This is a genomic window from Paenibacillus sp. PvR098, assembly GCF_017833255.1.
In the GTDB taxonomy this organism is placed as follows: Bacteria; Bacillota; Bacilli; order Paenibacillales; family NBRC-103111; genus Paenibacillus_G.
On record NZ_JAFIBU010000001.1, the window covers coordinates 568,259 to 594,117 of the forward strand.

Here is a 25,859-nt window from a genome sequence, read left to right on the forward strand (position 1 = left end):
TATAATGAGTCTTCGGGGGTGAGCGGCCTTGTCCAAGAAGAGGAAGAGGGGCAAAGGACTTAAAACGAATTTGAAATTTGAGCTGTACGGAATTCTCATTTTGACATTGTCGATTATCGCTTTATCCCGTGAAGGCTCGGTAGCCCGTGCATTAACTTATCTGTTTCGGTTTCTGATCGGAACGTGGGATTTCGTCATTCCGCTTGTGTTTATATACGCAGCCCTGTATGCGATGATGAAGCGGGGGTGGCCGATATGGAGAACCTCCCGTAAAGGGGGTCTTCTGCTAATCGTTCTTTCGCTGTTGCTGATGAGTCATATCAGTTTGTTCGCTCAGCTGTATGAGAAGGCCGAGTTTACTGCGGGCCAAATATGGTCGCAAACGTGGATCAGCATGGTTGACGGGCTGGAGCCGACAATGCAGGGCCAAGAAATATTGACAGCCGGGGTAGGTGGCGGGATGATCGGAGCCTTCCTATACTCCGTTCTGTACTATTTGTTTGATAATCTGGGAGCCCGGCTGATTCAGTACACGATGTTCATCGCCGGATTCCTGCTGATGACAGGCCTTTCGCTGGGAGATGTACTCAATCGGATGGGTGGCCGAAAGCCTTTTGTCGATACGCTACTTGGCCAGTACATAAAACGTAAGCTGCAAGAACGCCATCACCGGAAGCAAGCGGCCGCTGGCGGGGAGAAGAAAAAAAAACCGGCTGCTGTTTACGTTCCGGAACCGGATGAAGAATATGACGAGGAAACACTGAAGCCAGAGAAGAAACAGCGTGAGCCTGGAAGAAAGGGCGCTCTTTTCTTTGAATTGTTGAATCCCGTCAAAGGCCGTAATAAATCCTCCGGCAAGAATTCGTCTTCGATCGCAATGGATAGTTCTTCCGATGCGGAGGAAGAAATGAAGACCGTGTATTCCAGGGAAGAAGCTGAGCTGTCATCTAAGCAGGATGCTGAGGCACCGGTAGTTGTAACACATGATCCTGCCATCCCTGTCATCCGGGATTTCCAGGAGCAGGTGAAGCATGAAACGGTGCATGCCACAAAACACGGGGGAGAGTCCGCTGACTCTAAGGTTTCTCAACAGGCCACGAAAGAATCGGGGGAAAGTGAAGGAAATCCGGAAGATTTCGATATTAAGAATAAGCCTTTGGATATTCCTTATGAGCTTCCTTCTCTTCAGCTTTTGACCAAACCGTCTTCTGGCAAAAGCGGAGATTCGCTTGATTACAAAGCGGTCGCTCGTAAGCTGGAAGCGACGCTGGAAAGCTTTGGTGTAAGAGCCAAGGTGCTCGAGGTCGTTCGTGGTCCTGCAGTAACTCGGTATGAAATACAACCGGATGTTGGTGTGAAGGTAAGCCGCATCGTCAGCTTGACGGACGATATTGCGCTTGCGTTAGCTGCCAAGGACATTCGGATGGAAGCGCCGATTCCCGGTAAGTCGGCCATCGGCATTGAAGTGCCGAATACAGAGGTATCTGTCGTGACGATGCGAGAGGTCATGGAAAGCCCTACGTTCCAAGAAGCCGCCTCAAAATTGTCTATTACACTGGGACGAGATATCTCTGGTCAGCCGATTGTCGGCAATCTGTCGCGCATGCCGCATTTACTCGTTGCTGGTGCTACCGGTTCGGGCAAATCGGTCTGTATCAACGGGATCATTACAAGCGTGCTGTACAAAGCGAAGCCGGATGAAGTGAAATTTCTGATGATTGATCCTAAGATGGTCGAGCTCAATGTGTATAACGGGATTCCTCATCTGCTGGCTCCGGTTGTTACGGATCCGAAGCGTGCTTCCTTGGCGTTAAAGAAGGTTGTTGTGGAGATGGAGAAACGGTATGAACTGTTCTCCAAAAGCGGCACACGTAACATCGAGGGCTATAATGCCATGCTGCTGGAGACGCAGACGGGGGCGCCGCTTCCGTATATTGTCGTCATCGTGGACGAGCTCGCGGATTTGATGATGGTCGCAGCGAACGATGTAGAAGATGCCATTTGTCGCCTTGCACAGATGGCGCGTGCTGCGGGGATTCATCTGATCATCGCTACACAACGCCCTTCCGTCGATGTTATCACAGGCGTCATCAAAGCGAATATTCCTTCTCGGATTGCCTTTGGGGTATCGTCTCAGGTGGATTCGCGGACCATCCTCGATTCCGTTGGGGCTGAGAAGCTTCTCGGTCGTGGAGATATGCTTTATTTACCGATGGGCGCTTCTAAGCCTGTTCGTGTACAGGGGGCTTTCCTGTCCGATCCTGAGGTGGAAGCTGTCGTAAACTTTGTGCGGACCCAAGGACAGGCGGAATATGTAGAGGACATGGTGCCTCATGTGGAAGAAAAACAGGAGGATCAGAATGAGTTTGAGGACGCGCTGTACGATCAGGCTGTTCAAATCATACTCGAAGCAAAGCAAGCGTCCGTATCCCTGCTGCAGCGCCGGATGCGTGTCGGCTACACGCGTGCAGCCAGGTTGATCGATACGATGGAAGCCCGCGGTATTGTCGGCCCTTACGAGGGAAGCAAACCTCGAGAGGTGCTTGTATCCCTTGAGCAGTACCAGTTGAACCGCATGAGCTCTTAATGAATGAACGTAAACGCTAATCTATTCCCGTCTCCTTGAATAGAAGCTGACTCCCTTTCTCATAATAACCCTAAAAAGGTTATCAAAAACGACGTGAGAAAGGTGAGAATTCGTACAATGAATAAACGTTTGATTGTTATTACGTTCTGTTTGATCTTTGTCTTGTTTGCCGGTTTTGAGCTCAGGCATCGCCTGAGCTCGGAGCAAACGTTTAGCAAGAACGAAATCCGTTATGGCGCTTCCACCACTGCGGATGTGTATGAGCTTCAAGGGCGACTTAAGTTTTTAGGTTTTTATAAAGGGCGGGTGGACGGTGATTTCGGCTATCAGACCTTGAGATCGCTGAAATGGTTTCAATCCGAGTTTGGGTTAAAGGTTGACGGGATTGCGGGAGACAAAACAAAGCTGAAGCTTTGGGAAGCGACGAAGGCATGGAAGCCTAAAGCTGAGGATTTGCCCCCATGGGTTGCTGGCGGTGGCCGGCAAGGTCAAGACTCTAGCGGCGGTGGCGCGCCTGCAGGCGGTGGACAGGCGGCAGCACCAACAGGGATGACGCCGTCGACTCGCCATGGATTATCTCAGCAGGATCTCAACATTATGGCGAACGCCGTTTATGGAGAGGCCCGGGGGGAGCCTTATGTAGGCCAAATCGCGGTAGCTGCCGTTATCCTCAACCGCGTGAATTCGCCACTTTTCCCGGATACCGTTTCGGGCGTGATTTTCCAGCCGAGAGCTTTCACCGCGGTGGCCGATGGACAAATATGGCTGACCCCGAATGATACAGCGCGCAAAGCCGTTCAAGATGCACTGAACGGTTCGGATCCTTCTGGAGGATGCCTTTATTATTTCAATCCGGTAACCGCAACGTCACCTTGGATCTGGACTCGACCTCAAGTCAAACAAATCGGAAAACATATTTTCTGCAAATAAAGCATCAAGTAGAAGTAACCCTGCTGCGGTTGCTTCTTCTGTTTATACAGGAATATAATGGGTTATGTCAGGAAGGCGGATGAATGCGATCATGAGAGGAGTTGTTTCGTCTTTGAAGGATACTCAGTTTCAGCGCGGTACGGTTCGAAACGTACGTGTGCATGTGCTCCCGACGGAGCAGTTCAAGACATTCGCTTTATCGGTTTACATCGGAAGTCCTCTAGGGGAGGATACCGTTACACCTAACGCATTGATTCCGTTCGTGCTTCGACGCGGCAGTAAAGCTTATCCGGAGACGAAGCAGTTCCGTGAAAGGCTGGACGACATGTACGGCGCCGGGTTCGGTTTTGACATTTATAAACGCGGCGATAACCAGATGATCCAGTTTCGAATGGACGTAATCCAAGACGATTTCGTCTCCAGCAGCAAGTCTTTATTGCAGCAAGCGATGGAATTTATGAGTGGTGCTATAACCGAGCCTGCGCTCGAAGGAAATACGTTGGTTCGAAAGTATATCGAATCGGAAAAAACGACGCTGGAGAAGAGGCTTCAGGCGATTGTAAACGACAAAATCAAATATGCGGCTGAGCGCTGCATCGAGGAAATGTGCAGCGGCGAGCCTTACCGGCTGCATCCGCTGGGCAAGCTTGACGCGCTCGGATCGATTGAGGCCGATAGCTTAACGACCCGGTTCCGTGAAATGCTGCATAGCGCTCCTATCGACGTCTATGTCGTAGGAAATACAAATTTGGAGCAGGTGCTCCCGCTGATCGAACGATACTTTTCGGTGCAGCGTTCCGAAGCTTCCACCTACAGCCTCAGGACCGACCATCGGAACGTAGGTCAGGTGAAAGAAGTGGTTGAGCGGCTTGACGTGAATCAAGGAAAGCTGAATATGGGACTGCGCGTACCGACTTCTTACGCTGACGAATCGTATCCTGCGGCGCTGCTGTACAACGGAATACTGGGAGGCTACCCGCATTCTAAGCTCTTTACGAATGTCCGAGAGAAAGCAAGCTTGGCCTATTACGCTTCTTCGCGGCTGGACGGACATAAAGGAATCATGACGATCCAGTCGGGTATTGAAATCGGGAATTACGAGAAGGCCGTTACCATCATTAAAGAGCAGCTAAAAGCGATGGAAGAAGGAAACATATCAGAGACCGAGCTTCAGCAGACAAAAGCGATGATTTCGGGACATTTGCGTGAATTGCAGGATTCTGCGTTCGAGCTGATTGCTTTCGATTTCAACAACCGGCTTTCGGGGGCGGAGCGTACGGTTCCTCGACTGATCGAACAGGTAGAACAGACGACACCGGACCAAATCCGGCAGATGGCGCAGCAAGTACAGCTCGATACGATCTATTTCTTGCGCGACCGCAAGGGAGGAGAATAAATGCAGGTCATCCCTTATCCACATGTAAAAGAAACATTGTACACGGAGCAGCTTCCGAACGGACTGACCGTATTCATTTTACCGAAAAAAGGCTTCCAGAAAACATATGCCACTTTTTCTACCAAATATGGCTCCATCGATAATCACTTTCAGGTAGTAGGCGAAGAGCGACGCAAAGTACCGGATGGGATTGCGCATTTTCTTGAGCACAAAATGTTCGAGGAGCCGACGGGCGACATCTTTTCGGTGTTTGCGGCGCAAGGAGCGTCTGCCAATGCGTTTACAAGCTTCGACCGGACGGCGTATTTGTTTTCCGCGACCGCGCTTATCCGGGACAATTTAACGACGCTGCTGAACTTTGTTCAGAATCCCTATTTCACAGATGAGAACGTGGAGAAAGAAAAGGGCATCATAGGCCAGGAAATCAATATGTATAAGGATAATCCGGACTGGCGCGTATATTTTGGCTTGATCGAGACGATGTATCATGTTCATCCGGTACACATCGATATCGCGGGCACGGTGGAGTCGATTGGCGAAATTACGAAAGAAATGCTTTACGACTGTTATCATACGTTCTACCACCCAAGCAACATGAGCTTGTTTGTGGTTGGCGGGGTCGATCCCGAGGAAATCATGGAGCTGGTAAGAGAAAACCAGTCGGCCAAAACATTCAAGCCCCAAGGCGAGATCCACAGATATTTCGATGAGGAACCGGCCTCGGTAAAATCGCCACGCAAGGTGTCCGTCCTGCCGGTATCCTTGCCCAAATGCCTCTTCGGCTGCAAGGAGCCGGATCAACCTCTTAGAGGACGCGAGATGCTGAAGCGGGAGTTGGCGATGAAGGTTTTGCTGGATATTCTCGTCAGCCCTAGCTCCGCGATTTATCAAAAGCTGTACGACGAGCAGCTTATTTCTGACAGCTTCGGCTCAGAATACAATATTGCGGAGAACTATGCGTTTACCGTTATAGGCGGGGACACGAAGGATCCGGATCAACTAATATCCAGAGTGCGGGCTGAAATCGACCGCGTCAAATCGGAAGGGATCGCGGTATCGGACTTTGATCGAAGCAAAAAGAAGAAGATCGGTGCTTTTCTGCGACAGCTTAATTCGCCGGAAGCCATCGCGAACGAATTTACCAAGTATCGGTTTAAAGGCATCGAGCTGTTCGATATTTTGCCGGTTTATGAGGAACTGAAGCTGGCTGATGTGAACGAGATGCTGCAGCGGCATTTTGACTGGAGCCGGCTTGCAGCGTCCATAGTGACTAGTGATTCCGATGGAGCATAACCGGAGCAAGCCTTTTACTGAACAAACGGTACTGATCACGGGGGCGAGCCGGGGGATCGGCGCGGCAATCGCCCGCCGTTTTGCTTCTGCTCGCTTGAATGTCGTCATCCACTATTTACAGTCTCATGAATCAGCTAATGAAACGGCGAGGAACTGTATGAGTCAGGGCGCCCGAGTGCTTACAGTTACGGCCGATTTGCGTTCGCAAGAGCAGGTGGAGAGAATGCAGGAGAAGCTGCTGCAGCATGACATGATTCCCGATATTCTGGTCAACAATGCAGGAGTATCGCATTACGGATTACTTACAGACGTGACGGAGGAACAGTGGGATGAGATGATGGGGATCAACCTGAAAGGAACCTTTCTAATGACCCGTCAGTGTATGCAGAGCATGATTTCTCAGAAATACGGCCGAATCATTAATGTTTCATCGATTTGGGGTATTTCTGGAGCTTCCTGCGAGGTCGCTTATTCGACCGCCAAAGGGGGCATTAATGCATTCACAAAAGCGCTGGCCAAAGAACTGGCTCCCTCGGGCGTTACCGTCAATGCTGTGGCTCCTGGCGCTGTAGATACGCTTATGATGGCCGGATTCGATGCCGCGGAGAAAGCGGCCATAGAAAGCGAAATTCCTTTGGGACGTTTCGGGCAACCGGAAGAAATCGCTTCGCTTGTTTATTTTCTCGCATTGCCCGAATCGGGTTATATTACCGGACAAATCATCAGCCCGAACGGCGGGTGGTTGACGTAAGCCTGCCTTGTATAATCCGTTCCTTTATTGCAAACATTATAGTTGCAACGACCATTCATTCTTACTAAGGAGGAATTGCGGCATGGCTACGGTGCTGAAGGTGTTCGAACGTTGGAAAGAATTTTTGGGTGAACGTGTAGATCAGGCGGAGAAAGCCGGAATGACCGAGGAGACCATCTCCAAGCTGGCATTCCAAATCGGGGAATTTCTGTCTGACAAAGTCGACCCGGAGAACAAGGAAGAGCGAGTGTTAAAAGAGCTCTGGGAGGTCAGTGACGAGCAAGAAAGAAAAGTCATGGCACGCATCATGGTGAAATTGGCCAAAGCGAACAATTAATCATATCGGTATTGTATAGGGCCTCCTGTCCAAGGGGGCTTTTCTTTGCTTTTTCTGTTATACTGGATAAGGGATCATGGGAACAGTCAGAAAAGAGGTAGACGAACGTTTTGATGAACACTCTTAAACGATGGATGGTAGGAATAAGCGTGCTCAGTATGGCATTAATGCTGGCCGGTTGCGGAAAGCAGATCCCGGAGATTGATCCGGCTTTGCTGAATTCCAAAGCATCCATCCTTGTGATGACGGGTCCGGAACTTCCGGATAATGTGAAGAATACGCTGCAAAGCACGCTGCTCGAATGGCGGGACCACAAGCAAACTTCCTTCGAATGGATGCAAAGCACTTCGGCTCTGACTGAAGAGCAGTTAAATCAAATCAAGGCTCGGCCTTATGATGTCATTTTAGTAGTAGGACATACGTTGGTCCATCATGTCCTGCCGGCAGCTAAACAAGTGCCTGAACGTAAATGGGTGATGCTTGATGATGTCATTGCTCGGCAATCGTTTGCCCTGGATGATCAGCATATCTCACTTAAGCTGGTGACGGAGGAGCGGTTTCATGCCGAATGGGACGAGTGGGTGCGACAGCAGCTTGTCAGCGGGCGCACCATTGAATGGGTGACGACGTCGGCTTATCCAATCCCTTCTGAGTGGGCTCCCTCCGAGGAATCGGAAATGATCAGCTTGGCGGATGCTAAAGGGTGGTTTACGCAGTTTCAAAATCAGGTCCGCAGCAACAGGCCGTCCTGGATTGCCGTATTTGCTCCGCTGGAAGCCTCGCAATTGCAGCGTTTGAACTCCATGCAGGTGCCAGTGATGAATATGGCTTCTACCCAAATCGAGCTTTTGTGGCCAGGAATCTTGACCTCGGTTCGAGAAATGATGGATCAAGGGCAGTGGAGCGCGGGAATCCAGCCTTATTCAAATACGGAAATAAAAATTGTTACCAATCGTGAATAAGTTAGATCGCTTCGGGAGGATTTTATCGAAATTTGTAGAATAATTCCCAGAGTGAGTTATAAAAATACGGATCGGAGAACAATTCATGATGATAGAATCAAATAATGAAATCAAGCAGTGGTATATGGAGTACAAGATACATAAGAATCGTCCCGGCCTTTTGGGAGATATTGCTTCGTTGATGGGGATGCTTGACATCAATATTGTCACGATTAATGGGGTAGAGGACCGGACGCGCGGGATGTTATTGCAAACAAAAGATGAAGAGAAAGTAGATTTAATGGGTAAAATGCTCAAAAAGGTGGATAATATAACTATAACCGCTTTACGTACACCCAAATTGGTTGATATATTGGCAGTGCGACATGGCCGTTATATCGAAAGGGATTCGGACGATCGCAAAACGTTTCGTTTTACACGCGACGAGCTGGGGCTTTTAGTTGACTTTCTCGGTGAAGTATTTAAGCGGGATGGTAATCACGTCGTAGGACTTCGCGGTATGCCGCGAGTAGGCAAAACGGAATCGATTATCGCGGGGAGCGTATGCTCGAATAAAAGGTGGACCTTCGTATCCTCCACTTTGCTTCGTCAAACGGTGCGCAGCCAGCTGTCCGAGGAAGAGATGAATCCGAACAACGTGTTTATTATTGACGGCATCGTGTCCACCCTGCGTTCTAACGAGAAGCATTATGCGCTGCTGCAGGAAATTATGGCCATGTCTTCGACCAAGGTCATTGAGCATCCGGATATTTTTATCCGCGAGTCCGAATATACCTACGAAGACTTCGATTGTATCGTCGAGCTTCGGAATACGCCGGAAGAAGAAATAAACTATGAAACCTTCACTTCAGGGTTCGACGAGTATTAAGTTTGGTTGACGCGGGATAGCTAGCGTCCTTCCATAAGGCTTCTACTGTTCTTGAAAGGAGTGACAACGTGTCCGATCTTGGTCAGATGCTCAAAAAAGCCAGACTGGAAAATAAAATATCACTCGAGGATTTACAAGAGTCGACTAAAATCCGCAAGCGCTACCTGGAAGCGATCGAGGATGGCAACTACAAGGTGCTGCCCGGGAACTTTTATGTACGTGCGTTTATTAAAAGCTATGCAGAAGCCGTCGGATTGGATCCGAACGAGGTACTGCAGATGTACCACAATGTAATCCCGTCTCCAGAGCCGGAGCATATTGAACCGATCCGCACGAAACGGACAATCCGAAATACGGAGCGGATTGGCAAATGGGCGTCCAATGTTATGGTCATCTCCTTTGTTGTGCTGATTCTGGGGATTATTTATTATTTTGTAAATATGAATTATACCGGCGGGACCGAAGATACTGCGGACGGATTGCCGAATTCCATCACGGACAAAATCGCACCTGCGCCTCAACAAGCGCCAGCTGCCAATGGCGATGCAGGCACAGGGACTGTGACTGAACAACAAGCACCGGAACAGATACCTGTCCCGGTTACACCTGAAGCTCCCCAAACCGAAGTGAAGCTGGTTAAAAGCGAGAGAAACACCGACTTTTACTCGGTAGCGGGAGTGAAGGAGCTGAGCATTGAAATGACAGTGACCGGTGACAGATGTTGGGTTGAGGTGGAATCCGCAGGAACCGAGAAAAAAGTGCTCGCCTCGCAAAATTTCCTGAACGGGAATACGCAAACGTGGGTCATTCCGAATACCGCCCGTGTGGTTCTAGGGAAGGCAAGCGCTGTGGAACTTACGATTAACGGCACCCCGATCAACGTAGGTGATGAAGCGAATGTCAAACGCATTCAGATTGACCTGCTGCCATCTTAAGCCTAAGCTGTCTCCCCTCCGGTGATGATGGAGAGGCGCGTGTGTTCACTTAAGACGATTAACGTAAACTAGCTGGAGACACACGGAGGCTTTGTGCTGAAGGTGTCTTTTTTGTTAATATAAATAACAGTTGTGTTTATCAAGAAAGGAAGAGATGAATGAGCAGCGAAAATTCATTTGACATTGTATCCAAGCTGGATATCCAGGAGTTAAACAACGCGATTAATCAGGCAGAGAAGGAAATAGCCACGCGCTTTGATTTCAAGGGCAGCAAGAGTAGTATAACCCTTGAGAAGGAGGAGTTGGTCGTTATATCCGACGACGAGTTTAAGCTTCAGAATGTACTTGATATTCTTCAGTCCAAGATGGCTAAGCGGGGCATCTCTTTAAAAAATTTGGATTATGGCAAAGTGGAACCGGCCGCATCAAGCACCGTTCGCCAAAAGATTAAGGTAAAGCAAGGCATCGATCAAGACAATTCCAAAAAAATCAATGTGCTCATCCGCGATTCCAAGTTGAAAGTAAAAAGCCAAATTCAGGGGGATCAAATTCGGGTAACCGGGAAAAGTAAGGATGATTTGCAGCAGATTATGCAGCTCCTCCGGAAGGCCGATTTGCCGCTGGAGTTACAATTCATCAATTTTAGATAAGTGTCGTGCGTCTTGCAAATTTTTTTAGCATGGAGCAATCGTAAGGTTCTACTTCTTTTGACACTCTTCGAGCGATTATATTATACTTGTAACTAGTCGTTTAGAAGGAACAGGTGGAGGATTTATATGACAGAGAAAGTTAAAGTGGTGACCCTTGGTTGCGAGAAAAATTTGGTTGACTCCGAAATCATGTCCGGTCTCATTCACGAGCGCGGTTACAGCTTGGTATCGGAGAAGGAAGAAGCTACGGTCATCATTGTCAATACATGCGGGTTCATCGATGCAGCAAAAGAGGAGTCGGTGAATACGATATTGGATATGGCGGAACTAAAGCAAACCGGGCAGTTGAAGGCATTGATCGTATCGGGCTGTTTGACACAGCGGTACAAAGAAGAGCTGATGAATGAGATGCCGGAGATCGACGGCATTGTCGGAACCGGAGATTTTGACAAAATCAACGACATTGTCGATAAGGCGCTGTCGGGTAAAAAACCGGTTATGGTTGGTAATCCGGTGTTCAACTATGAGCAAAAGTTGCCGAGACGGTTGACTACGCCGCGATATACGGCTTATGTGAAAATCGCAGAAGGCTGTGATAACGCCTGTACGTTCTGCAGTATTCCGATCATGCGCGGAAAGTTTCGCAGCCGGAGTATGGAGTCGATCCTTGAAGAAGTGGAGCAGCTTGCTTCACAAGGTGTGAAGGAAGTCAGTCTGATTGCACAGGATTCTACCAATTACGGTACTGATCTGTATGACGGGTTTATGCTTCCGACCCTAATGAATAAAGTGACCGAAGTTCCTGGCATTGAGTGGGTAAGGCTTCATTACGCCTATCCGGGCTTCTTCACGGACGAATTGATTGAAGTGATGGCGAATAATCCTAAGGTATGCAAATACGTGGATATGCCTCTGCAGCACAGTGAGGACAGCATTCTGAAGCGGATGCGCCGTCCGGGTCGTCAGCGTGATTCTCGCGAGCTAATCCGCAAAATCCGTGACCGTATTCCGGGCGTTTCGCTGCGCACGTCTATCATTGTCGGCTTCCCTGGAGAAACCGAGGAAGACTTCGAAAATTTGAAAAATTTTATCACTGAAATTCAATTTGACCGCCTGGGGGTTTTCACGTACTCCTTGGAAGAGGATACCCCTGCTTCACGTTTGCCGGATCAGGTGCCGGATGAGGTGAAGGAATATCGTTCCAACTTGCTTATGGAGATTCAACGGAAAATTTCGAACGAACGGAACAGCATCCGGATCGGGCAAGTCATTGACGTCTTGATCGAAAAGTATGATGGTCGAGGCGATGTATATGTAGGCCGGTCTATGTACGATGCTCCAGAAATCGACGGTGAGGTGTTCGCACGGGGTGTTCAGCTGACTATCGGGGAGATTGCCAAGGTTCGAATTACCCATTCGTTTGAGTTTGATTTATCCGGGGAGGTTGTAGCATGAATTTAGCCAACCGGATCACTTTGGCGAGAATATTTTTAGTCCCTATCATTATGTTTTTCTTGCTCGTCAACGTGAAATTTCCTCATATCCGGATCGAACAGTTCAGTATTACGTACAACCAGATTATTGCAGCTTTGATCTTCATCATAGCTGCGAGTACGGATAGTCTCGACGGCTACATCGCCAGAAAAAGGAAGCTTGTCACGAATCTCGGCAAGCTTCTGGATCCGCTGGCCGACAAGCTCTTGGTATCCGCGGTTCTTGTTTCTTTGGTGGAGATGGATAAGCTTGGCGCATGGATCGTGATCGTGATCATCAGCCGTGAGTTTGCCGTAACAGGGCTTCGCCAAATCGCGCTGCTGGAAGGCGTCGTCATGGCGGCAAGCAAGTGGGGGAAATGGAAGACCGCTGCGCAAATTACCGCGATTATCGCGCTGCTGCTTAACAATTTTCCATTCGCCTTCATCAACTTTCCGTTTGACGTTATCACCAGTTGGATCGCCGCTATTATTACGGTCTATTCGGGCATTGATTATTTTATTAAAAACAAGCATGTCATTAACTTTAATGAACAAAAACAGTAGGGCTTCCTATTGTTTTTGTTTTATTCGGAGGCGAAACGCATGAAAGCGGAAATCATCGCTGTCGGCACAGAGCTGCTGATGGGACAGATCGTGAATACGAATGCGCAATATTTGGCCCGAGGGTTGGCTGATATCGGGGTCGGCGTTTATTATCAGACGGTGGTGGGTGATAACGCTTCACGGATGAAGGAGGCGCTGCGGCTGGCCAAAAGCCGTGTAGATTTAGTCATATGCACAGGCGGGCTTGGCCCAACGCAGGATGATCTAACCAAAGACGTGCTTGCCGAAGTACTCGGTCAAAGTTTGGTGATGCATCAGCCTTCGCTTGATAAAATGATAGCTCTCTTCGAAGGGCGTGGTATACCCATGGTGGAGAGCAATAAGCGTCAGGCGTTAATGCTTGAGCACAGCGAGCCGCTTGCAAACGATACGGGGCTTGCGGTAGGTGTCGCCGTTACGCATGAGGGCACTCATTACATATTGCTGCCGGGACCGCCTAAAGAAATGAAGCCTATGTTCGATAATTATGCGCGGCGCTGGATCGATTCTAACATGGACAACGCACAGCCTCTGTATTCTTTAATGGTGAAATTTGCCGGGATTGGCGAGTCATCTCTTGAGCACGAACTGATTGATTTGATCGAATCCCAGAGCGATCCGACGATTGCTCCCTATGCCAAAGAAGGCGAAGTAGCAATTCGACTCACGACACGGGCGACATCGGCTGATGAAGCGGCCGAAAGATTACAGCCGCTGGAGAAGGAGATCCGGAGCAGGCTCGGGGAGCATATTTATGCGTCAGAGGATATTTCGCTTGAGCAGCATATTCTACGAACGCTAGCCACGCAAGGAAAGAAACTGGCTGTGGCGGAAAGCTGCTCAGGCGGACATTTAAGCGATATGCTGACGGCTGTACCGGGTAGCTCGGATGCGTTTGTGGGCGGGGTTATCTGCTACTCGAACGCGATGAAACATAAGCTGTTAGGGATTCCGATGGAACAGTTAGAGAGTGACGGCTCACCTGGTGCCGTTAGCGAGGAAACGGCGGCGGCTATGGCCGAGAATGTCACGGAGCTGACCGGAGCTGATTTCGGAATTTCTATTACCGGCGTGGCGGGTCCAGGTGAATCCGAAGGCAAGCCGGTTGGACTTGTCTATGTTGGAATCGCCAAGAGGGGCGAGAAAGCCGCTGTAGTGAAATTGCTGCAGCCTGGCAACCGAGAGTCGATTAAGCTGAGAGCTTCCAAAAATTCGCTTTACCATCTCTGGAATCTTTTAAAATCGTAGTTGCCACCTTTCGGGAAATCAAGTATAATATATTTTATCGGAAGCACCGTAACAAACTCAAACCTTTGTTACGGTTTTTCTTTTGCTTTACATGCGAATGTATGTTCTAAAAATAGCTTGGCAACGGGTGAAAAACCCGCTATGATGTAATTATACGAATACGAAGAAGGAAGTGAGTCTCTTGACAGATCGGCGCGCAGCCTTAGAGAATGCACTACGTCAAATTGAGAAGCAGTTTGGTAAAGGATCGATCATGAAATTGGGAGAATCTACCCATATGCAGGTGGAGACGATTCCTAGCGGTTCGCTTGCATTGGATATCGCACTGGGTATAGGCGGGTTTCCGCGAGGTAGAATCATAGAAGTATATGGACCGGAATCCTCCGGTAAAACGACGGTAGCGCTGCATGCGATTGCCGAAGTGCAGAGGGCGGGAGGAACGGCTGCCTTCATCGATGCGGAGCATGCTTTGGACCCGCTGTATGCGAGCAAGCTCGGCATCAACATTGATGAGCTGCTGCTGTCCCAGCCGGATACCGGTGAACAAGCGCTCGAGATCGCAGAAGCACTCGTGCGCAGCGGAGCGGTTGACATTATTGTCATTGACTCTGTTGCCGCACTCGTACCCAAGGCCGAGATCGAAGGAGAGATGGGGGATTCCCATGTTGGTCTACAGGCTCGCTTAATGTCTCAGGCACTGCGTAAGCTTTCCGGTGCCATTAACAAATCGAAGACGATTACCATCTTCATCAACCAGCTTCGGGAGAAGGTCGGCGTGATGTTCGGTAATCCGGAGACGACCCCTGGCGGACGGGCATTGAAGTTTTATTCTTCGGTCCGGCTTGATGTGCGCCGTGTGGAGACGATTAAGCAGGGGAATGATATGGTCGGGAACCGTACGCGGATCAAAGTCGTCAAGAACAAAGTAGCACCTCCTTTCAAGCAAGCAGAGATTGATATCATGTATGGTGAAGGCATCTCCAGAGAAGGCAGTATCGTAGATATTGCAACCGAGATGGATATCATTCAGAAGAGCGGCGCTTGGTACTCTTATAACAATGATCGGCTTGGTCAAGGCCGTGAGAACGCGAAGCAGTTCTTAAAGGAGAACAAGAGCATTGCGGATGTTATCGAGAAGCAGATCCGGGATAACAGCAACCTGGTTACTGCAGTCGGACCGAACACCGATGAGGAAGAGGATTTGGCTGTACCTTTTGAATAAACGTCAACGTCACATCGGTTAGTCCGAAGCGTCGGTTGATGCACATAGCGATTCACCAATCAGGGCAAGGGCACCTTTACGATGAGTGAAAGGTGCCCTTGCTGTTTGTAAGGAGTGTGTTACAGGTTGACGAATCATACAGACGAATGTCTGGCCCCGGGAGTCATCACCAAAATTGAGCAGCAGCAGAGATCGAGGCAGCGTTATAATTTGTATATTGACGAAAAGTTTGCTTTTTCCGTACATGAAGATGTGTTGGTCAAGCATCGGTTGCTGAAAGGGGAGGTCGTCGATGCTTCTCAGCTGCAGAAAATATTGTACGAGGAAGAGGTTAACAAAGCGTACCTAGACGCGATCCGGCTGTTGTCCAGCCGGTTGCGTTCAGAGCATGAAATGCTGACGCGGCTCAAGCAAAAAGGGTATTCACCCGAAGTCAGTCAAGTGACGATTGAACGTCTTCGAAAGGAAGGCTACCTGAACGATACGCTGTTTGCCGAGCAGTTGACCAAGCAGCGCTTGAAATCGCAAAAGAAAGGGAGCCGCTGGATAAAACAAGAGCTTCAGCACAAAGGGATTAACAAAGAACAAATTTCTGAGGCTATGGAGCAGGTGGATGAGGAAACTGAATACCAGATGGCCTACAGCCTGACGATAAAACGGTACGGTGCTGAGCTGGAGAAGGATGCCAGCAAAGCCCGGCGCAAAATCGTAGGGTTTCTTCAGCGCAGAGGCTATCCCGGTTCGGTAGTAAGCAAAGTACTGAGCCGTTTGCCCGTCCAAGGGCAAGAAGATGAGTGGAATGAGACGGATTTCAACGAAGATTAGTCAAGATCATACGAAAGAAATTAATGAAATAAATAATTAGTATAGTGTATTAAAGTTCAAGAAAAAGACAACCATCTTGACAAGCTTCTTCGTCAAAAGCTAAAATAATCATGTATAAACATTATACAAGAGAGTTTTCCCTTCCAGCCTAAGGGAAGATTCGCAAAGTAAAATCGCCAATTTTTACTTTTTCTAGCGCTTGTAAAATGGATAAAAAACCTTATTATCCCAAGCTTACCCCTTGGAGAAACAACGAGGAGGTGAACTGCATGCTAAACACAGTCATCTGGATCCTGATTGTTCTCGTTGTTGGTGCTCTATGCTTATGGATTGGTTATTTTATCCGCAAGTCCCTTGCAGAGGCGAAGATTTCCAGTGCTGAACATGCTGCCACGCAAATTATCGACAATGCTCGCAAAGAGGCAGACGCACTGAAGAAAGAAACGGTTCTTGAAGCAAAAGACGAGATTCACAAGCTCAGAACCGAAGCTGAAAAAGACATTCGTGACCGTCGGAACGAAACTCAACGACAAGAGAGACGATTGTTGCAAAAAGAGGAGTCGCTGGATAAAAAATTAGATTCTCTTGAGAAGAAAGAAGAGCAGGTCGCCAACAAGGAGAAACGAATCGAAGAAACCCAAGTGCAAATTGATCAGATTTATAAAGATCAAGTTGCCGAACTGGAGCGGATTTCCGCGTTGACGATGGAAGAAGCCAAGAACATCATCTTGACTAACGTTGAGCAGGAAGTTCGCCACGAAACCGCACAGTTAATTAAAGAAATTGAACAGCAAGCCAAAGAAGAAGGCGACAAGAAAGCCAGAGAGATCATCACGCTGGCCATCCAGAGATGCGCCGCCGATCACGTGGCTGAAACTACCGTATCGGTCGTAGCGCTTCCGAATGAAGAGATGAAAGGCCGGATCATCGGTCGTGAAGGTCGTAACATCCGGGCTCTGGAAACACTGACGGGCATCGATTTAATTATCGATGATACGCCGGAAGCGGTTATCTTGTCCGGCTTTGACCCGATCCGAAGAGAAATTGCCAGAACATCGCTTGAAAAGCTGGTAGCTGATGGACGAATCCATCCGGCTCGTATCGAAGAAATGGTGGAGAAGTCCCGTAAGGAAGTTGACGAGCGCATTCGCGAATATGGTGAGCAAGCTACGTTCGAAACAGGCGTTCACGGGCTCCATCCGGATTTGATCAAAATTTTGGGCCGTCTGAAGTTCCGCACAAGCTACGGTCAGAATGTACTGAAGCACTCAATGGAAGTTGCATATTTGACCGGGCTGATGGCTGGAGAACTGGGAGAAGACGTGACATTGGCGAAGCGTGCCGGACTTCTTCATGACATCGGCAAAGCGCTCGATCATGAGGTAGAAGGCTCCCACGTAGAAATCGGTGTCGAAATTGCGAAGAAATACAAGGAACATCCTGTGGTCATCAACAGTATCGCATCGCATCATGGCGACACTGAAGCCACATCAGTTATCGCGATGCTTGTCGGCGCAGCAGATGCTCTTTCCGCCGCAAGACCGGGTGCTCGCAGAGAAACGCTCGAAACGTATATCAAACGTTTGGAGAAGCTTGAAGAGATTTCCGAGTCGTTCGAAGGCGTAGAGAAATCGTATGCGATTCAAGCAGGTCGTGAGGTTCGCGTTATGGTTCAACCGGAAAAGGTGGATGATACAGAAGCCTTCCGTTTGGCCAGAGACATCACAAAGAAGATCGAGGGCGAACTGGATTATCCGGGCCACATTAAGGTAACGGTGATTCGCGAAACACGGGCTGTAGAATACGCTAAATAATTGCGTACACTAAAGAGAAGTGGCTGAAAAGCCACTTCTCTTTAATTACATAACGAATTGGAATCAGGCAGGAGGAGAAAGTCATTCGTATTTTATTTATAGGTGATATCGTTGGATCGGTTGGCAGGAAGGCTCTCAAAACGTGTTTGACCAAGTTGAAAACAAAATACAATCCCCATTGGATCATTGCCAATGGTGAGAATGCCGCGGCCGGTCGGGGGATTACCTCAGCCATCACCAAAGAATTGATCGAGCTTGGCGTGCATGGGATAACGATGGGTAATCACACGTGGGATCAAAAGGAAATATTTGATTTTATTGACAAGGAAGATCGGATGGTTAGACCTGCCAATTTTCCCAAAGGGACGCCAGGCCGGGGAATGACGTTTATTAAGATAAAGGAACAGGAGCTCGCGATTATTAATCTGCAAGGACGCACCTTCCTGCCTCCGCTGGATTGCCCATTCGAGAAAGCCTCGGAACTGGTGGAGCAGGCAAGGAAACGAACCAAATACATCTTTGTTGATTTTCATGCGGAAGCGACCTCGGAGAAATTGGCGATGGGATGGCATCTCGATGGAAAGGTATCTGCGGTCGTCGGTACTCACACGCACGTGCAGACCCATGACGAACGCATTCTGCCGCAGGGAACGGCCTATGTGACGGACGTTGGAATGGTTGGTCCTCGTGATGGAATCCTTGGTATGGAGCGTACAGCCGTGCTTCAGAAATTCAAAACACAGCTCCCTGTCCGGTTTGTTGTGGACGAAGGGAAATGGCATTTTCACGCGGTATGCATCGATCTTGACCCGGCAAACGGGCTGGGTAAAAAAATTCAACTGATCCGTATGGATGAAGACAGTGTTCTGTTTGAATAGGCTATAGTGCAGAAATAATTAACAAATTGACGAACAATTCAAATATTTTAGAAAATAACCTCTTCGGGAAGAAGGAATTAACGGTAAATTCCTAGAATATGAATAGTACTGGAAGCTATCATCATTCCCGAGGAGGTACTTTTCATGGAAGTATTAAAAGTTTCAGCAAAATCCAACCCAAATTCTGTTGCAGGCGCGCTTGCTGGGGTGTTGCGTGAACGTGGGGCTGCAGAGCTCCAGGCCATCGGGGCGGGAGCTCTGAACCAAGCGATCAAAGCGGTAGCCATTGCTCGAGGATTTGTGGCTCCCAGCGGGGTTGATTTGATCTGCATACCAGCGTTTACCGATATTGTGATTGACGGGGAAGATCGGACAGCCATTAAATTGATTGTAGAACCAAGGTAAGCTCCCAAATGCATATATGTTGGCGCAAAACACCTGTTTACTTTGTAGACAGGTTTTTTTGTTTTTTTGGAGCTAAGAAGCTAAGGAGGATGATTCGGTGAAAGTGATCGACGGGCACTGCGATGCGTTGTATAAAATGTACGAAAACCCTGATATCGATTTTTTCGATGCTCAAACTTCTCCGATGGACGTGACCTATTCAAGAATGCTTAATTCCAATGTAAAAGTGCAATGTTTTGCCATATATTTGCCTGAACGTATAACTCTGCCTCATTTTGACCATTATTTGGAATATATAACTATTTTCTATCGGAAGATCGTTCGGGTCGGCTACATTCATGCGATTAAAACCCGTGGTGACCTTGAAGGGGTCATGAACGGTCGTGTTCTCGGAGCGCTGCTGACGTTAGAAGGAGCAGATGCTCTCTATGGCAATCCACTTTATACGCATACCCTGTATCAATTAGGCGTGCGTATGATGGGTGTTACATGGAATTATGCTAATTGGGCAGCAGACGGTGTGCTGGAGCCCCGGCAAGGGGGATTTACACGCAAAGGAAAAAGCTTTATTAAACAATGCAATGATCTGGGTATCCTATTGGATGTGTCTCATTTGTCCACTGCGGCATTCTGGGATTTGGCCGCAGCTTCCACCAAACCGTTCGTTGCCACCCATTCCAATGTCAAGAGACTATGCGGTCACCCAAGGAATTTGGACGATGAGCAAATCAAGACTTTGATCCGTGTGGACGGACGGATTGGGGTGACATTCGTGCCCTGGTTTGTGGAAAGCAGCGGAAAAGCAAGCGTCGAGGATATAGTGAAGCATATGGAATACATTTGTGCGTTAGGCGGTGAACGCCAGCTCGTGCTTGGTTCAGATTTTGACGGAATTGACCGTCATATTCCGGGGCTGGAGCATGCCGGCCAATACGATCGATTGGCTGAGGCGCTTCACAAACGATTTACAGACGAGCAGGTAAACAGGTTTATGCATGGGAATTGGCATTCATTTTTGACCCGTCACCTCCCCGTTCACTAAAAATTAACATCTTTTTTATAGATATAAGACAACTAATATATTCTCAAATTGATATGGATTCAATCTAAAATAACTATCTTTAAAAATGATCTAAACCCTTGCTTTTTAATGCTTTACGTCATAAAATTTATTTGACAGGTGAAAAGTTATTTTTATCTTTCCTACAGAACAGTTTTTAAGTGGTAAGCTGCAGCGTCAGCGAATTTAAAAGGAGTGGACAACGGTGATTAGCCAATTATCTTGGAAGGTCGGAGGACAACAGGGGGAAGGCGTGGAAAGTACTGATAAAATTTTTTCCACGGCATTGACCAGACTGGGGTACTACTTGTACGGCTACCGTCATTTTTCATCGCGGATTAAAGGCGGGCACACGAACAACAAAATCAGAATCAGCACGAAACCGATTCGAGCCATTTCCGACGATTTGGACATTCTCGTAGCTTTTGACCAAGAAACAATTGATTTGAATGCATACGAACTGCGTGAGAACGGCGTGATTATCGCCGATGCAAAAGTCAATCCGGTTGTACCTGAAGGCGTAAAAGCCAGACTGTTCCCGGTTCCAATTACGGCAATTGCTGAAGAATTGGGCACATCCTTATTTAAGAATATGGCTGCTTCCGGCGCATCTTGGGCATTGCTCGGATTGCCGCTTGAAGTGTTTAATAAAGCAGTGGAAGAAGAGTTCGGTCGTAAAGGTGCGGCTGTTGTTGAAAAGAACATCGAAGCGGTTCGTAAAGCAGCAGATTTCGTACTTGAACTTACAGGCGGTCCGCTTCCTGAGTTTCAACTGGAACCCGCGGATGGAAGAACGAAGCTGTTCATGATTGGTAACGATGCAATTGGTCTTGGTTCAGTAGCCGCAGGCTGCCGTTTCATGCCAGCTTACCCGATTACTCCGGCTTCCGAAATTATGGAGTACTTGATCAAGACGCTTCCGAAATTCGGCGGCACAGTTATTCAAACAGAAGATGAGATTGCTGCATGTACAATGGCAATCGGTGCTAACTACGGCGGAGTTCGCGCGTTAACGGCATCGGCCGGCCCAGGGTTGTCCCTGATGATGGAAGCAATCGGTCTTGCCGGTATGACGGAAACGCCTGTCGTTATCGTTGATACACAGCGTGGTGGTCCAAGTACTGGACTTCCTACGAAGCAAGAGCAATCTGACGTACTGGCCATGATCCACGGTACGCACGGTGAGATTCCAAAGATTGTATTGTCGCCATCGACTATCGAAGAATGCTTCTATGATACGATTGAGGCGTTCAACTTGGCTGAAATGTACCAATGCCCTGTTATTCTGCTGACAGATCTGCAGTTGTCCTTGGGTAAACAAACGAGCGAGCATCTCGACTACAATAGAATTCAAATCAACCGCGGCACACTAAACTCGGGCGATCTGCCGCAGCTTGAAGAGAACCAAATGTTCAAACGCTATGCTTTTGCAGAGAACGAGAACGGGATTTCACCTCGTGCGGTGCCGGGACAAAAGTACGGTATCCACCATGTGACCGGCGTAGAGCATGCTGAAGATGGCCGTCCGTCCGAGAGCCCAGTAAACCGTAAGAAGATGATGGACAAACGGATGGGTAAAATGAAGCACGTGAAAGTGACCGATCCGATCAAAGCCGACGCTCCTCACGAAAATCCGGACCTGCTCATCATTGGAATGGGATCCATCGGTGGAACGATTGACGAAGCTAGAGGTCGTTTGAACGATAAAGGTATCACTTCGAATCACGTCACGGTTCGCCTGCTGCATCCGTTCCCTGCTGAAGAGCTGCAGCCTTACCTTGAAAAAGCGAAAACCGTCGTTGTAGTTGAAAACAACGCAACGGGTCAACTCGCTTCCTTGATCAAACTTAACGTAGGCTATGCCGATAAAATCAAAAGTATGCTGAAATATGACGGCAATCCTTTCTTGCCGGCTGAAATCACAAAATACTGTCAGGAGTTGAACCTTGTATGGCAACGTTAAAAGATTTCCGCAATAATATCAAACCGAACTGGTGCCCGGGCTGCGGTGACTTCTCCGTACAAGCGGCGATTCAAAGAGCGTCCGCCAATGTCGGTCTGGAACCGGAACAGCTTGCCGTTGTCTCAGGGATAGGCTGCTCCGGTCGGATCTCCGGTTACATTAACGCTTATGGATTCCATGGTGTTCATGGACGTTCGCTTCCTATCGCACAAGGCTTGAAGATGGCTAACCGTGAATTGACGGTTATCGCAGCAGGCGGCGACGGGGACGGCTTCGCGATTGGTATGGGTCATACGGTTCATGCAATTCGCCGGAACATCAACATTACGTACATTGTCATGGATAACCAAATTTACGGCTTGACTAAAGGCCAAACATCTCCGCGTAGTGCAGAGGGCTTCAAGACAAAATCAACGCCTTCCGGTTCGATCGAGTCCGCGCTGTCTCCGCTGGAAGTGGCTCTGGCTGCTGGCGCTACATTCGTAGCTCAATCGTTCTCGAGTAACCTGAAGCAGTTGACTTCTTTGATCGAAGAAGGCATGAAACACGAAGGTTTCTCCTTCATCAACGTGTTCAGCCCTTGCGTAACGTTCAATAAAGTAAACACATATGAGTGGTTTAAAGAGCATATCGTTGATCTGGAAGAAACTCCAGAATACGATTCGTCTAACCGCCTTGCTGCAATGACCAAGATTATGGAAACAAACAGCTTGGTTACTGGTTTGATCTATCAAGACAAGTCCAAGAAGAGCTATGAAGATATGGTTGCTGGCTTCAAGCCAGAAGGGCTTTCCAAGCAAGATTTGAAGCTCAGCGAGCAAGATTTTGAAAAATTGGTGGCTGAATTCAAATAATTATACGAACTTTATTAAAGCATACGGCGACAGCCGTATGCTTTTTTCATATGGGTTGGGTATAATGTGAAGAGAAGTGTATGTGGAAGAAAAAGGAGCGTGTGGCTATGAAGCAGGTACCGATCGGTGTATCCGCAAGACATATTCATTTATCGAAGGAGCACATCCGGATCTTATTCGGACCGGATTATCAATTACAAGTGTTGAAAGAGCTATCGCAGCCAGGGCAGTTCGCAGCAAAAGAAACGGTGACCGTCATTGCCTCCAAAGGTCAGTTCGAAAAGGTCCGTATTCTTGGCCCGGCCCGCAGTCAATCGCAGTTGGAAATATCGAGAACTGATGCGTTCACATTGGGAATTGACCCGCCTGTAAGGGAATCGGGTCATATTCAGGGGACGCCGGGAATCAGAGTCGTGGGACCCGCCGGTGAGGTCGAGCTGGAGGAAGGCGTTATTGTTGCGGCTAGGCACATTCATTTTCATATAGACGATGCTGCCAGGTGGGGTATATCAGACAAACAAAAGCTAACCGTCCGGGTTGAAGGGGAAAGAGCGGTTACCTTCGAACAGGTTGTGGCCCGTGTGTCCGATCAATATGCTCTGGACATGCATATCGATACGGACGAAGCCAATGCAGCGGGTGTGAAAAACGGAGTTGTAGGTTTCATAGTATCGTAGGAGATAGAGAATTCTTTTGAAATGCATGCCGTACTAGTGATATAATAAAGGGTATGATCTTCGCGGCAAAATGCAATTCAGGAGGAAATGAAGTACATGACGACAAAACCAAAATCCGAGAAAGATTATTCGATATATTTTCAGCCTCCTTCTCTTACGGACGCCAAAAAAAGAGGGAAGGAAGATATTGAGGTTCATTACGATTTTAACATTCCAGAGGAACTGCGTGAGCTCGGGAAGGACAAGTATTATTTGATCCAAACCTACGGCTGCCAAATGAACGAGCATGATACGGAGACGATCAAGGGCTTGCTTGAGCAGATGGGCTATCAGACGACAGAAGATCGTAGGCAAGCGGACATCATTCTTCTTAATACGTGCGCCGTACGGGAGAATGCGGAGGATAAAGTTTTCGGTGAGCTCGGACACTTGAAGCATCTGAAGACGGAGAAGCCGTCGCTTATTCTCGGCGTGTGCGGCTGTATGTCTCAAGAGGAATCTGTGGTAAACCGCATTCTGAAGAAGCATCCGTTCGTCGATCTGATTTTCGGTACACACAACATTCACCGGCTGCCAGTTCTTGTGAAAGAAGCTATGTTCAGTAAAGAAATGGTTATTGAGGTATGGTCCAAGGAAGGCGATATCATCGAGAACCTGCCCAAAAAGCGTGAAGGAATCAAAGCTTGGGTGAACATCATGTACGGCTGTGACAAGTTCTGTACGTACTGTATCGTGCCTTATACGCGCGGAAAGGAACGAAGCCGCCGTCCGGAGGACGTTATTGCTGAAGTGAGGGATTTGGCGCGGCAGGGCTTTAAGGAGATTATGCTGATCGGCCAGAACGTGAACGCGTACGGCAAAGATTTTGAAGATTCCGATTACCGTTTCGGAGATCTGATGGATGATATCCGTAAAATCGATATCCCGAGGGTCAGGTTCACCACATCGCATCCCCGTGATTTTGACGACCACCTGATCGAGGTACTGGCGAAGAAGGGCAACCTGATGGAGCACATTCATCTTCCGGTCCAATCGGGGAGCAACGAAATTTTAAAGCGGATGAGCCGCAAATATACGCGTGAGCATTATTTGGAGCTGGTCAGCAAAATCAAGGAAGCAATTCCTGATGTTATCTTGTCGACGGACATTATCGTAGGTTTCCCCGGTGAAACCGAGGAACAGTTCGAAGAAACGATTGCGCTAGTGCGTGAGGTTGGATTCGACAGCGCATATACGTTCATTTATTCTCCTAGGGATGGTACTCCGGCTGCGGATATGGAAGATAACGTTCCTCTTCAAACGAAAAAAGAACGTTTATACCGCCTAAACGATGTCCTTAAAGAATATAGTAAGGCCAGCAACGAGAGCCTAAAAGGTCAAACGGTCGAAGTATTGGTCGAAGGTGAAAGTAAAAACAATGCCGACGTATTGGCTGGACGCTCGCGTACAAACAAGCTTGTGCATTTTGAAGGGCCGAAGGAGTTAATCGGAAAGTTTGTGAATGTGAAGATTACAGATACCCCGACGTTCTATATTAAAGGCGATTGGGTACAAGAAGCGGTAGTACAATAAGTTAAAGGTTAGGGGCGTGTGACGCGTATGGCGGAGCAAAAATATACGGATTGCGGTATGGAATTGTACTACAACAAGGATTTAATTGTCCGTGAGGATATTATGGCGAAAGCGAAGGAGCTTGCAGGTCTCTTGTCTACCTCGAACGAGGTTCAGTTTTTTCAAAAAGCTGAGAAGCAGATTGCGAATAACAACCATATCCAGACGCTGATTAGCGCGATTAAGAAGAAGCAAAAAGAAATCGTAGCGTTTGAGTCCTTCCAGAATCAGAAAATGGTGGACAAGATTGAGAAAGAAATCGAAGCTCTTCAGGAGGAGCTTGATGCGATTCCAATCGTAAGTGAGTTCAAGCAGTCTCAGGAGGACATCAACTATCTGCTGCAGCTAGTGATGACAGTGATTCGCGATACGATCTCGGAGACGATCACGGTTGAGCGAGGAACGGTTACCAGTTCCACCTGCAGTGATTAATTTTAATAGTGAGTTCAACATAAGACCGATGTGCAAACCGATGAGGGATGCAGGTCGGTCTTTTTATTTTCAGAAATTGGTAT

At 48.2% G+C, this 25,859-nt stretch carries 24 protein-coding genes; all 24 read left to right on the forward strand.

Annotated features, from left to right (window positions below; translation table 11 throughout):
• The first annotated feature begins 28 nt into the window (after positions 1 to 28).
• Positions 29 to 2,587, forward strand: a complete 2,559-nt coding sequence (locus JOE45_RS02820; protein WP_210021630.1) for an FtsK/SpoIIIE family DNA translocase — start codon at positions 29 to 31, stop codon at positions 2,585 to 2,587.
• A gap of 117 nt (positions 2,588 to 2,704) precedes the next feature.
• Positions 2,705 to 3,517: a spore cortex-lytic enzyme gene (gene sleB / locus JOE45_RS02825; protein WP_210021629.1), complete on the forward strand. Its 813-nt coding sequence runs from the start codon at positions 2,705 to 2,707 to the stop codon at positions 3,515 to 3,517.
• A 112-nt stretch (positions 3,518 to 3,629) separates the two neighbouring features.
• A complete protein-coding gene (yfmF, locus tag JOE45_RS02830) occupies positions 3,630 to 4,913 on the forward strand; it encodes an EF-P 5-aminopentanol modification-associated protein YfmF (RefSeq protein WP_245246551.1) in 1,284 nt (427 codons plus the stop codon).
• Positions 4,914 to 6,206, forward strand: a complete 1,293-nt coding sequence (yfmH, locus tag JOE45_RS02835; RefSeq protein ID WP_210021627.1) for an EF-P 5-aminopentanol modification-associated protein YfmH — start codon at positions 4,914 to 4,916, stop codon at positions 6,204 to 6,206. It begins immediately after the preceding gene.
• Positions 6,196 to 6,957: an elongation factor P 5-aminopentanone reductase gene (gene ymfI / locus JOE45_RS02840; protein WP_210021626.1), complete on the forward strand. Its 762-nt coding sequence runs from the start codon at positions 6,196 to 6,198 to the stop codon at positions 6,955 to 6,957. Before yfmH ends, ymfI begins: the two co-directional genes overlap by 11 nt.
• An 82-nt stretch (positions 6,958 to 7,039) precedes the next feature.
• A complete protein-coding gene (locus JOE45_RS02845; protein ID WP_210021625.1) occupies positions 7,040 to 7,294 on the forward strand; it encodes a DUF3243 domain-containing protein in 255 nt (84 codons plus the stop codon).
• Positions 7,295 to 7,407: 113 nt separating this feature from the next.
• A complete protein-coding gene (locus JOE45_RS02850; RefSeq protein WP_210023449.1) occupies positions 7,408 to 8,256 on the forward strand; it encodes a hypothetical protein in 849 nt (282 codons plus the stop codon).
• 88 nt (positions 8,257 to 8,344) lie between these two features.
• Positions 8,345 to 9,124, forward strand: a complete 780-nt coding sequence (locus JOE45_RS02855) for a DUF3388 domain-containing protein (protein ID WP_210023448.1) — start codon at positions 8,345 to 8,347, stop codon at positions 9,122 to 9,124.
• A 68-nt stretch (positions 9,125 to 9,192) separates the two neighbouring features.
• Positions 9,193 to 10,059, forward strand: a complete 867-nt coding sequence (locus JOE45_RS02860) for a helix-turn-helix domain-containing protein (protein WP_210021624.1) — start codon at positions 9,193 to 9,195, stop codon at positions 10,057 to 10,059.
• A gap of 158 nt (positions 10,060 to 10,217) precedes the next feature.
• Entirely contained in the window at positions 10,218 to 10,709 is a 492-nt protein-coding gene (locus tag JOE45_RS02865) for a YajQ family cyclic di-GMP-binding protein (protein ID WP_210021623.1), read from the forward strand.
• 126 nt (positions 10,710 to 10,835) lie between these two features.
• Positions 10,836 to 12,164 carry a 30S ribosomal protein S12 methylthiotransferase RimO gene (gene rimO, locus JOE45_RS02870; protein WP_210021622.1) on the forward strand — a complete coding sequence of 443 codons (1,329 nt, stop codon included), beginning with the start codon at positions 10,836 to 10,838 and terminating at the stop codon, positions 12,162 to 12,164.
• Positions 12,161 to 12,748 (forward strand): CDP-diacylglycerol--glycerol-3-phosphate 3-phosphatidyltransferase, encoded by a 588-nt coding sequence (gene pgsA / locus JOE45_RS02875; protein ID WP_210021621.1) that lies wholly within the window; start codon positions 12,161 to 12,163, stop codon positions 12,746 to 12,748. The genes rimO and pgsA overlap by 4 nt, the downstream gene beginning before the upstream one ends.
• A gap of 39 nt (positions 12,749 to 12,787) precedes the next feature.
• Positions 12,788 to 14,035, forward strand: a complete 1,248-nt coding sequence (locus JOE45_RS02880) for a competence/damage-inducible protein A (protein WP_210021620.1) — start codon at positions 12,788 to 12,790, stop codon at positions 14,033 to 14,035.
• A 181-nt stretch (positions 14,036 to 14,216) separates the two neighbouring features.
• Positions 14,217 to 15,257, forward strand: coding sequence for a recombinase RecA (gene recA / locus JOE45_RS02885; RefSeq protein WP_210021619.1), 1,041 nt, complete (start codon positions 14,217 to 14,219; stop codon positions 15,255 to 15,257).
• 126 nt (positions 15,258 to 15,383) lie between these two features.
• The gene (locus tag JOE45_RS02890; RefSeq protein WP_210021618.1) at positions 15,384 to 16,082 is read left to right on the forward strand and encodes a RecX family transcriptional regulator; all 699 of its coding nucleotides are present in this window, start codon (positions 15,384 to 15,386) and stop codon (positions 16,080 to 16,082) included.
• Between the two features lie 269 nt (positions 16,083 to 16,351).
• Positions 16,352 to 17,896 (forward strand): ribonuclease Y, encoded by a 1,545-nt coding sequence (gene rny, locus JOE45_RS02895; protein ID WP_210021617.1) that lies wholly within the window; start codon positions 16,352 to 16,354, stop codon positions 17,894 to 17,896.
• 83 nt (positions 17,897 to 17,979) lie between these two features.
• Complete coding sequence (locus JOE45_RS02900; protein ID WP_210023447.1) at positions 17,980 to 18,774, forward strand: TIGR00282 family metallophosphoesterase; 795 nt, start codon at positions 17,980 to 17,982, stop codon at positions 18,772 to 18,774.
• A gap of 144 nt (positions 18,775 to 18,918) precedes the next feature.
• Positions 18,919 to 19,179, forward strand: coding sequence for a stage V sporulation protein S (locus JOE45_RS02905; protein WP_006286829.1), 261 nt, complete (start codon positions 18,919 to 18,921; stop codon positions 19,177 to 19,179).
• Positions 19,180 to 19,276: 97 nt separating this feature from the next.
• Positions 19,277 to 20,221 carry a dipeptidase gene (locus tag JOE45_RS02910; RefSeq protein ID WP_348632467.1) on the forward strand — a complete coding sequence of 315 codons (945 nt, stop codon included), beginning with the start codon at positions 19,277 to 19,279 and terminating at the stop codon, positions 20,219 to 20,221.
• 223 nt (positions 20,222 to 20,444) lie between these two features.
• Positions 20,445 to 22,202, forward strand: a complete 1,758-nt coding sequence (locus tag JOE45_RS02915) for a 2-oxoacid:acceptor oxidoreductase subunit alpha (RefSeq protein WP_210021616.1) — start codon at positions 20,445 to 20,447, stop codon at positions 22,200 to 22,202.
• The gene (locus JOE45_RS02920) at positions 22,190 to 23,056 is read left to right on the forward strand and encodes a 2-oxoacid:ferredoxin oxidoreductase subunit beta (protein WP_210021615.1); all 867 of its coding nucleotides are present in this window, start codon (positions 22,190 to 22,192) and stop codon (positions 23,054 to 23,056) included. Before JOE45_RS02915 ends, JOE45_RS02920 begins: the two co-directional genes overlap by 13 nt.
• Positions 23,057 to 23,163: 107 nt before the next feature.
• Positions 23,164 to 23,733 (forward strand): phosphate propanoyltransferase, encoded by a 570-nt coding sequence (gene pduL, locus JOE45_RS02925; RefSeq protein WP_210023445.1) that lies wholly within the window; start codon positions 23,164 to 23,166, stop codon positions 23,731 to 23,733.
• Positions 23,734 to 23,829: 96 nt separating this feature from the next.
• A complete protein-coding gene (miaB, locus tag JOE45_RS02930) occupies positions 23,830 to 25,305 on the forward strand; it encodes a tRNA (N6-isopentenyl adenosine(37)-C2)-methylthiotransferase MiaB (protein WP_210021614.1) in 1,476 nt (491 codons plus the stop codon).
• A gap of 27 nt (positions 25,306 to 25,332) precedes the next feature.
• Positions 25,333 to 25,776, forward strand: coding sequence for a YlbF/YmcA family competence regulator (locus tag JOE45_RS02935; RefSeq protein ID WP_210021613.1), 444 nt, complete (start codon positions 25,333 to 25,335; stop codon positions 25,774 to 25,776).
• Positions 25,777 to 25,859 lie beyond the last annotated feature (83 nt).

What these genes read in the sequence shown, in the direction of transcription:
- JOE45_RS02845 (WP_210021625.1), top strand. Translation starts at nt 7,040, where the DNA reads ATGGCTACGGTGCTGAAGGTGTTCGAACGTTGGAAAGAATTTTTGGGT.
- JOE45_RS02850 (WP_210023449.1), top strand. Translation starts at nt 7,408, where the DNA reads ATGAACACTCTTAAACGATGGATGGTAGGAATAAGCGTGCTCAGTATG.
- JOE45_RS02855 (WP_210023448.1), top strand. Translation starts at nt 8,345, where the DNA reads ATGATAGAATCAAATAATGAAATCAAGCAGTGGTATATGGAGTACAAG.
- pduL (WP_210023445.1), top strand. Translation starts at nt 23,164, where the DNA reads ATGAAGCAGGTACCGATCGGTGTATCCGCAAGACATATTCATTTATCG.
- JOE45_RS02880 (WP_210021620.1), top strand. Translation starts at nt 12,788, where the DNA reads ATGAAAGCGGAAATCATCGCTGTCGGCACAGAGCTGCTGATGGGACAG.
- ymfI (WP_210021626.1), top strand. Translation starts at nt 6,196, where the DNA reads ATGGAGCATAACCGGAGCAAGCCTTTTACTGAACAAACGGTACTGATC.
- JOE45_RS02865 (WP_210021623.1), top strand. Translation starts at nt 10,218, where the DNA reads ATGAGCAGCGAAAATTCATTTGACATTGTATCCAAGCTGGATATCCAG.
- yfmH (WP_210021627.1), top strand. Translation starts at nt 4,914, where the DNA reads ATGCAGGTCATCCCTTATCCACATGTAAAAGAAACATTGTACACGGAG.
- JOE45_RS02905 (WP_006286829.1), top strand. Translation starts at nt 18,919, where the DNA reads ATGGAAGTATTAAAAGTTTCAGCAAAATCCAACCCAAATTCTGTTGCA.
- pgsA (WP_210021621.1), top strand. Translation starts at nt 12,161, where the DNA reads ATGAATTTAGCCAACCGGATCACTTTGGCGAGAATATTTTTAGTCCCT.
- rimO (WP_210021622.1), top strand. Translation starts at nt 10,836, where the DNA reads ATGACAGAGAAAGTTAAAGTGGTGACCCTTGGTTGCGAGAAAAATTTG.
- JOE45_RS02920 (WP_210021615.1), top strand. Translation starts at nt 22,190, where the DNA reads ATGGCAACGTTAAAAGATTTCCGCAATAATATCAAACCGAACTGGTGC.
- sleB (WP_210021629.1), top strand. Translation starts at nt 2,705, where the DNA reads ATGAATAAACGTTTGATTGTTATTACGTTCTGTTTGATCTTTGTCTTG.
- JOE45_RS02935 (WP_210021613.1), top strand. Translation starts at nt 25,333, where the DNA reads ATGGCGGAGCAAAAATATACGGATTGCGGTATGGAATTGTACTACAAC.
- rny (WP_210021617.1), top strand. Translation starts at nt 16,352, where the DNA reads ATGCTAAACACAGTCATCTGGATCCTGATTGTTCTCGTTGTTGGTGCT.
- miaB (WP_210021614.1), top strand. Translation starts at nt 23,830, where the DNA reads ATGACGACAAAACCAAAATCCGAGAAAGATTATTCGATATATTTTCAG.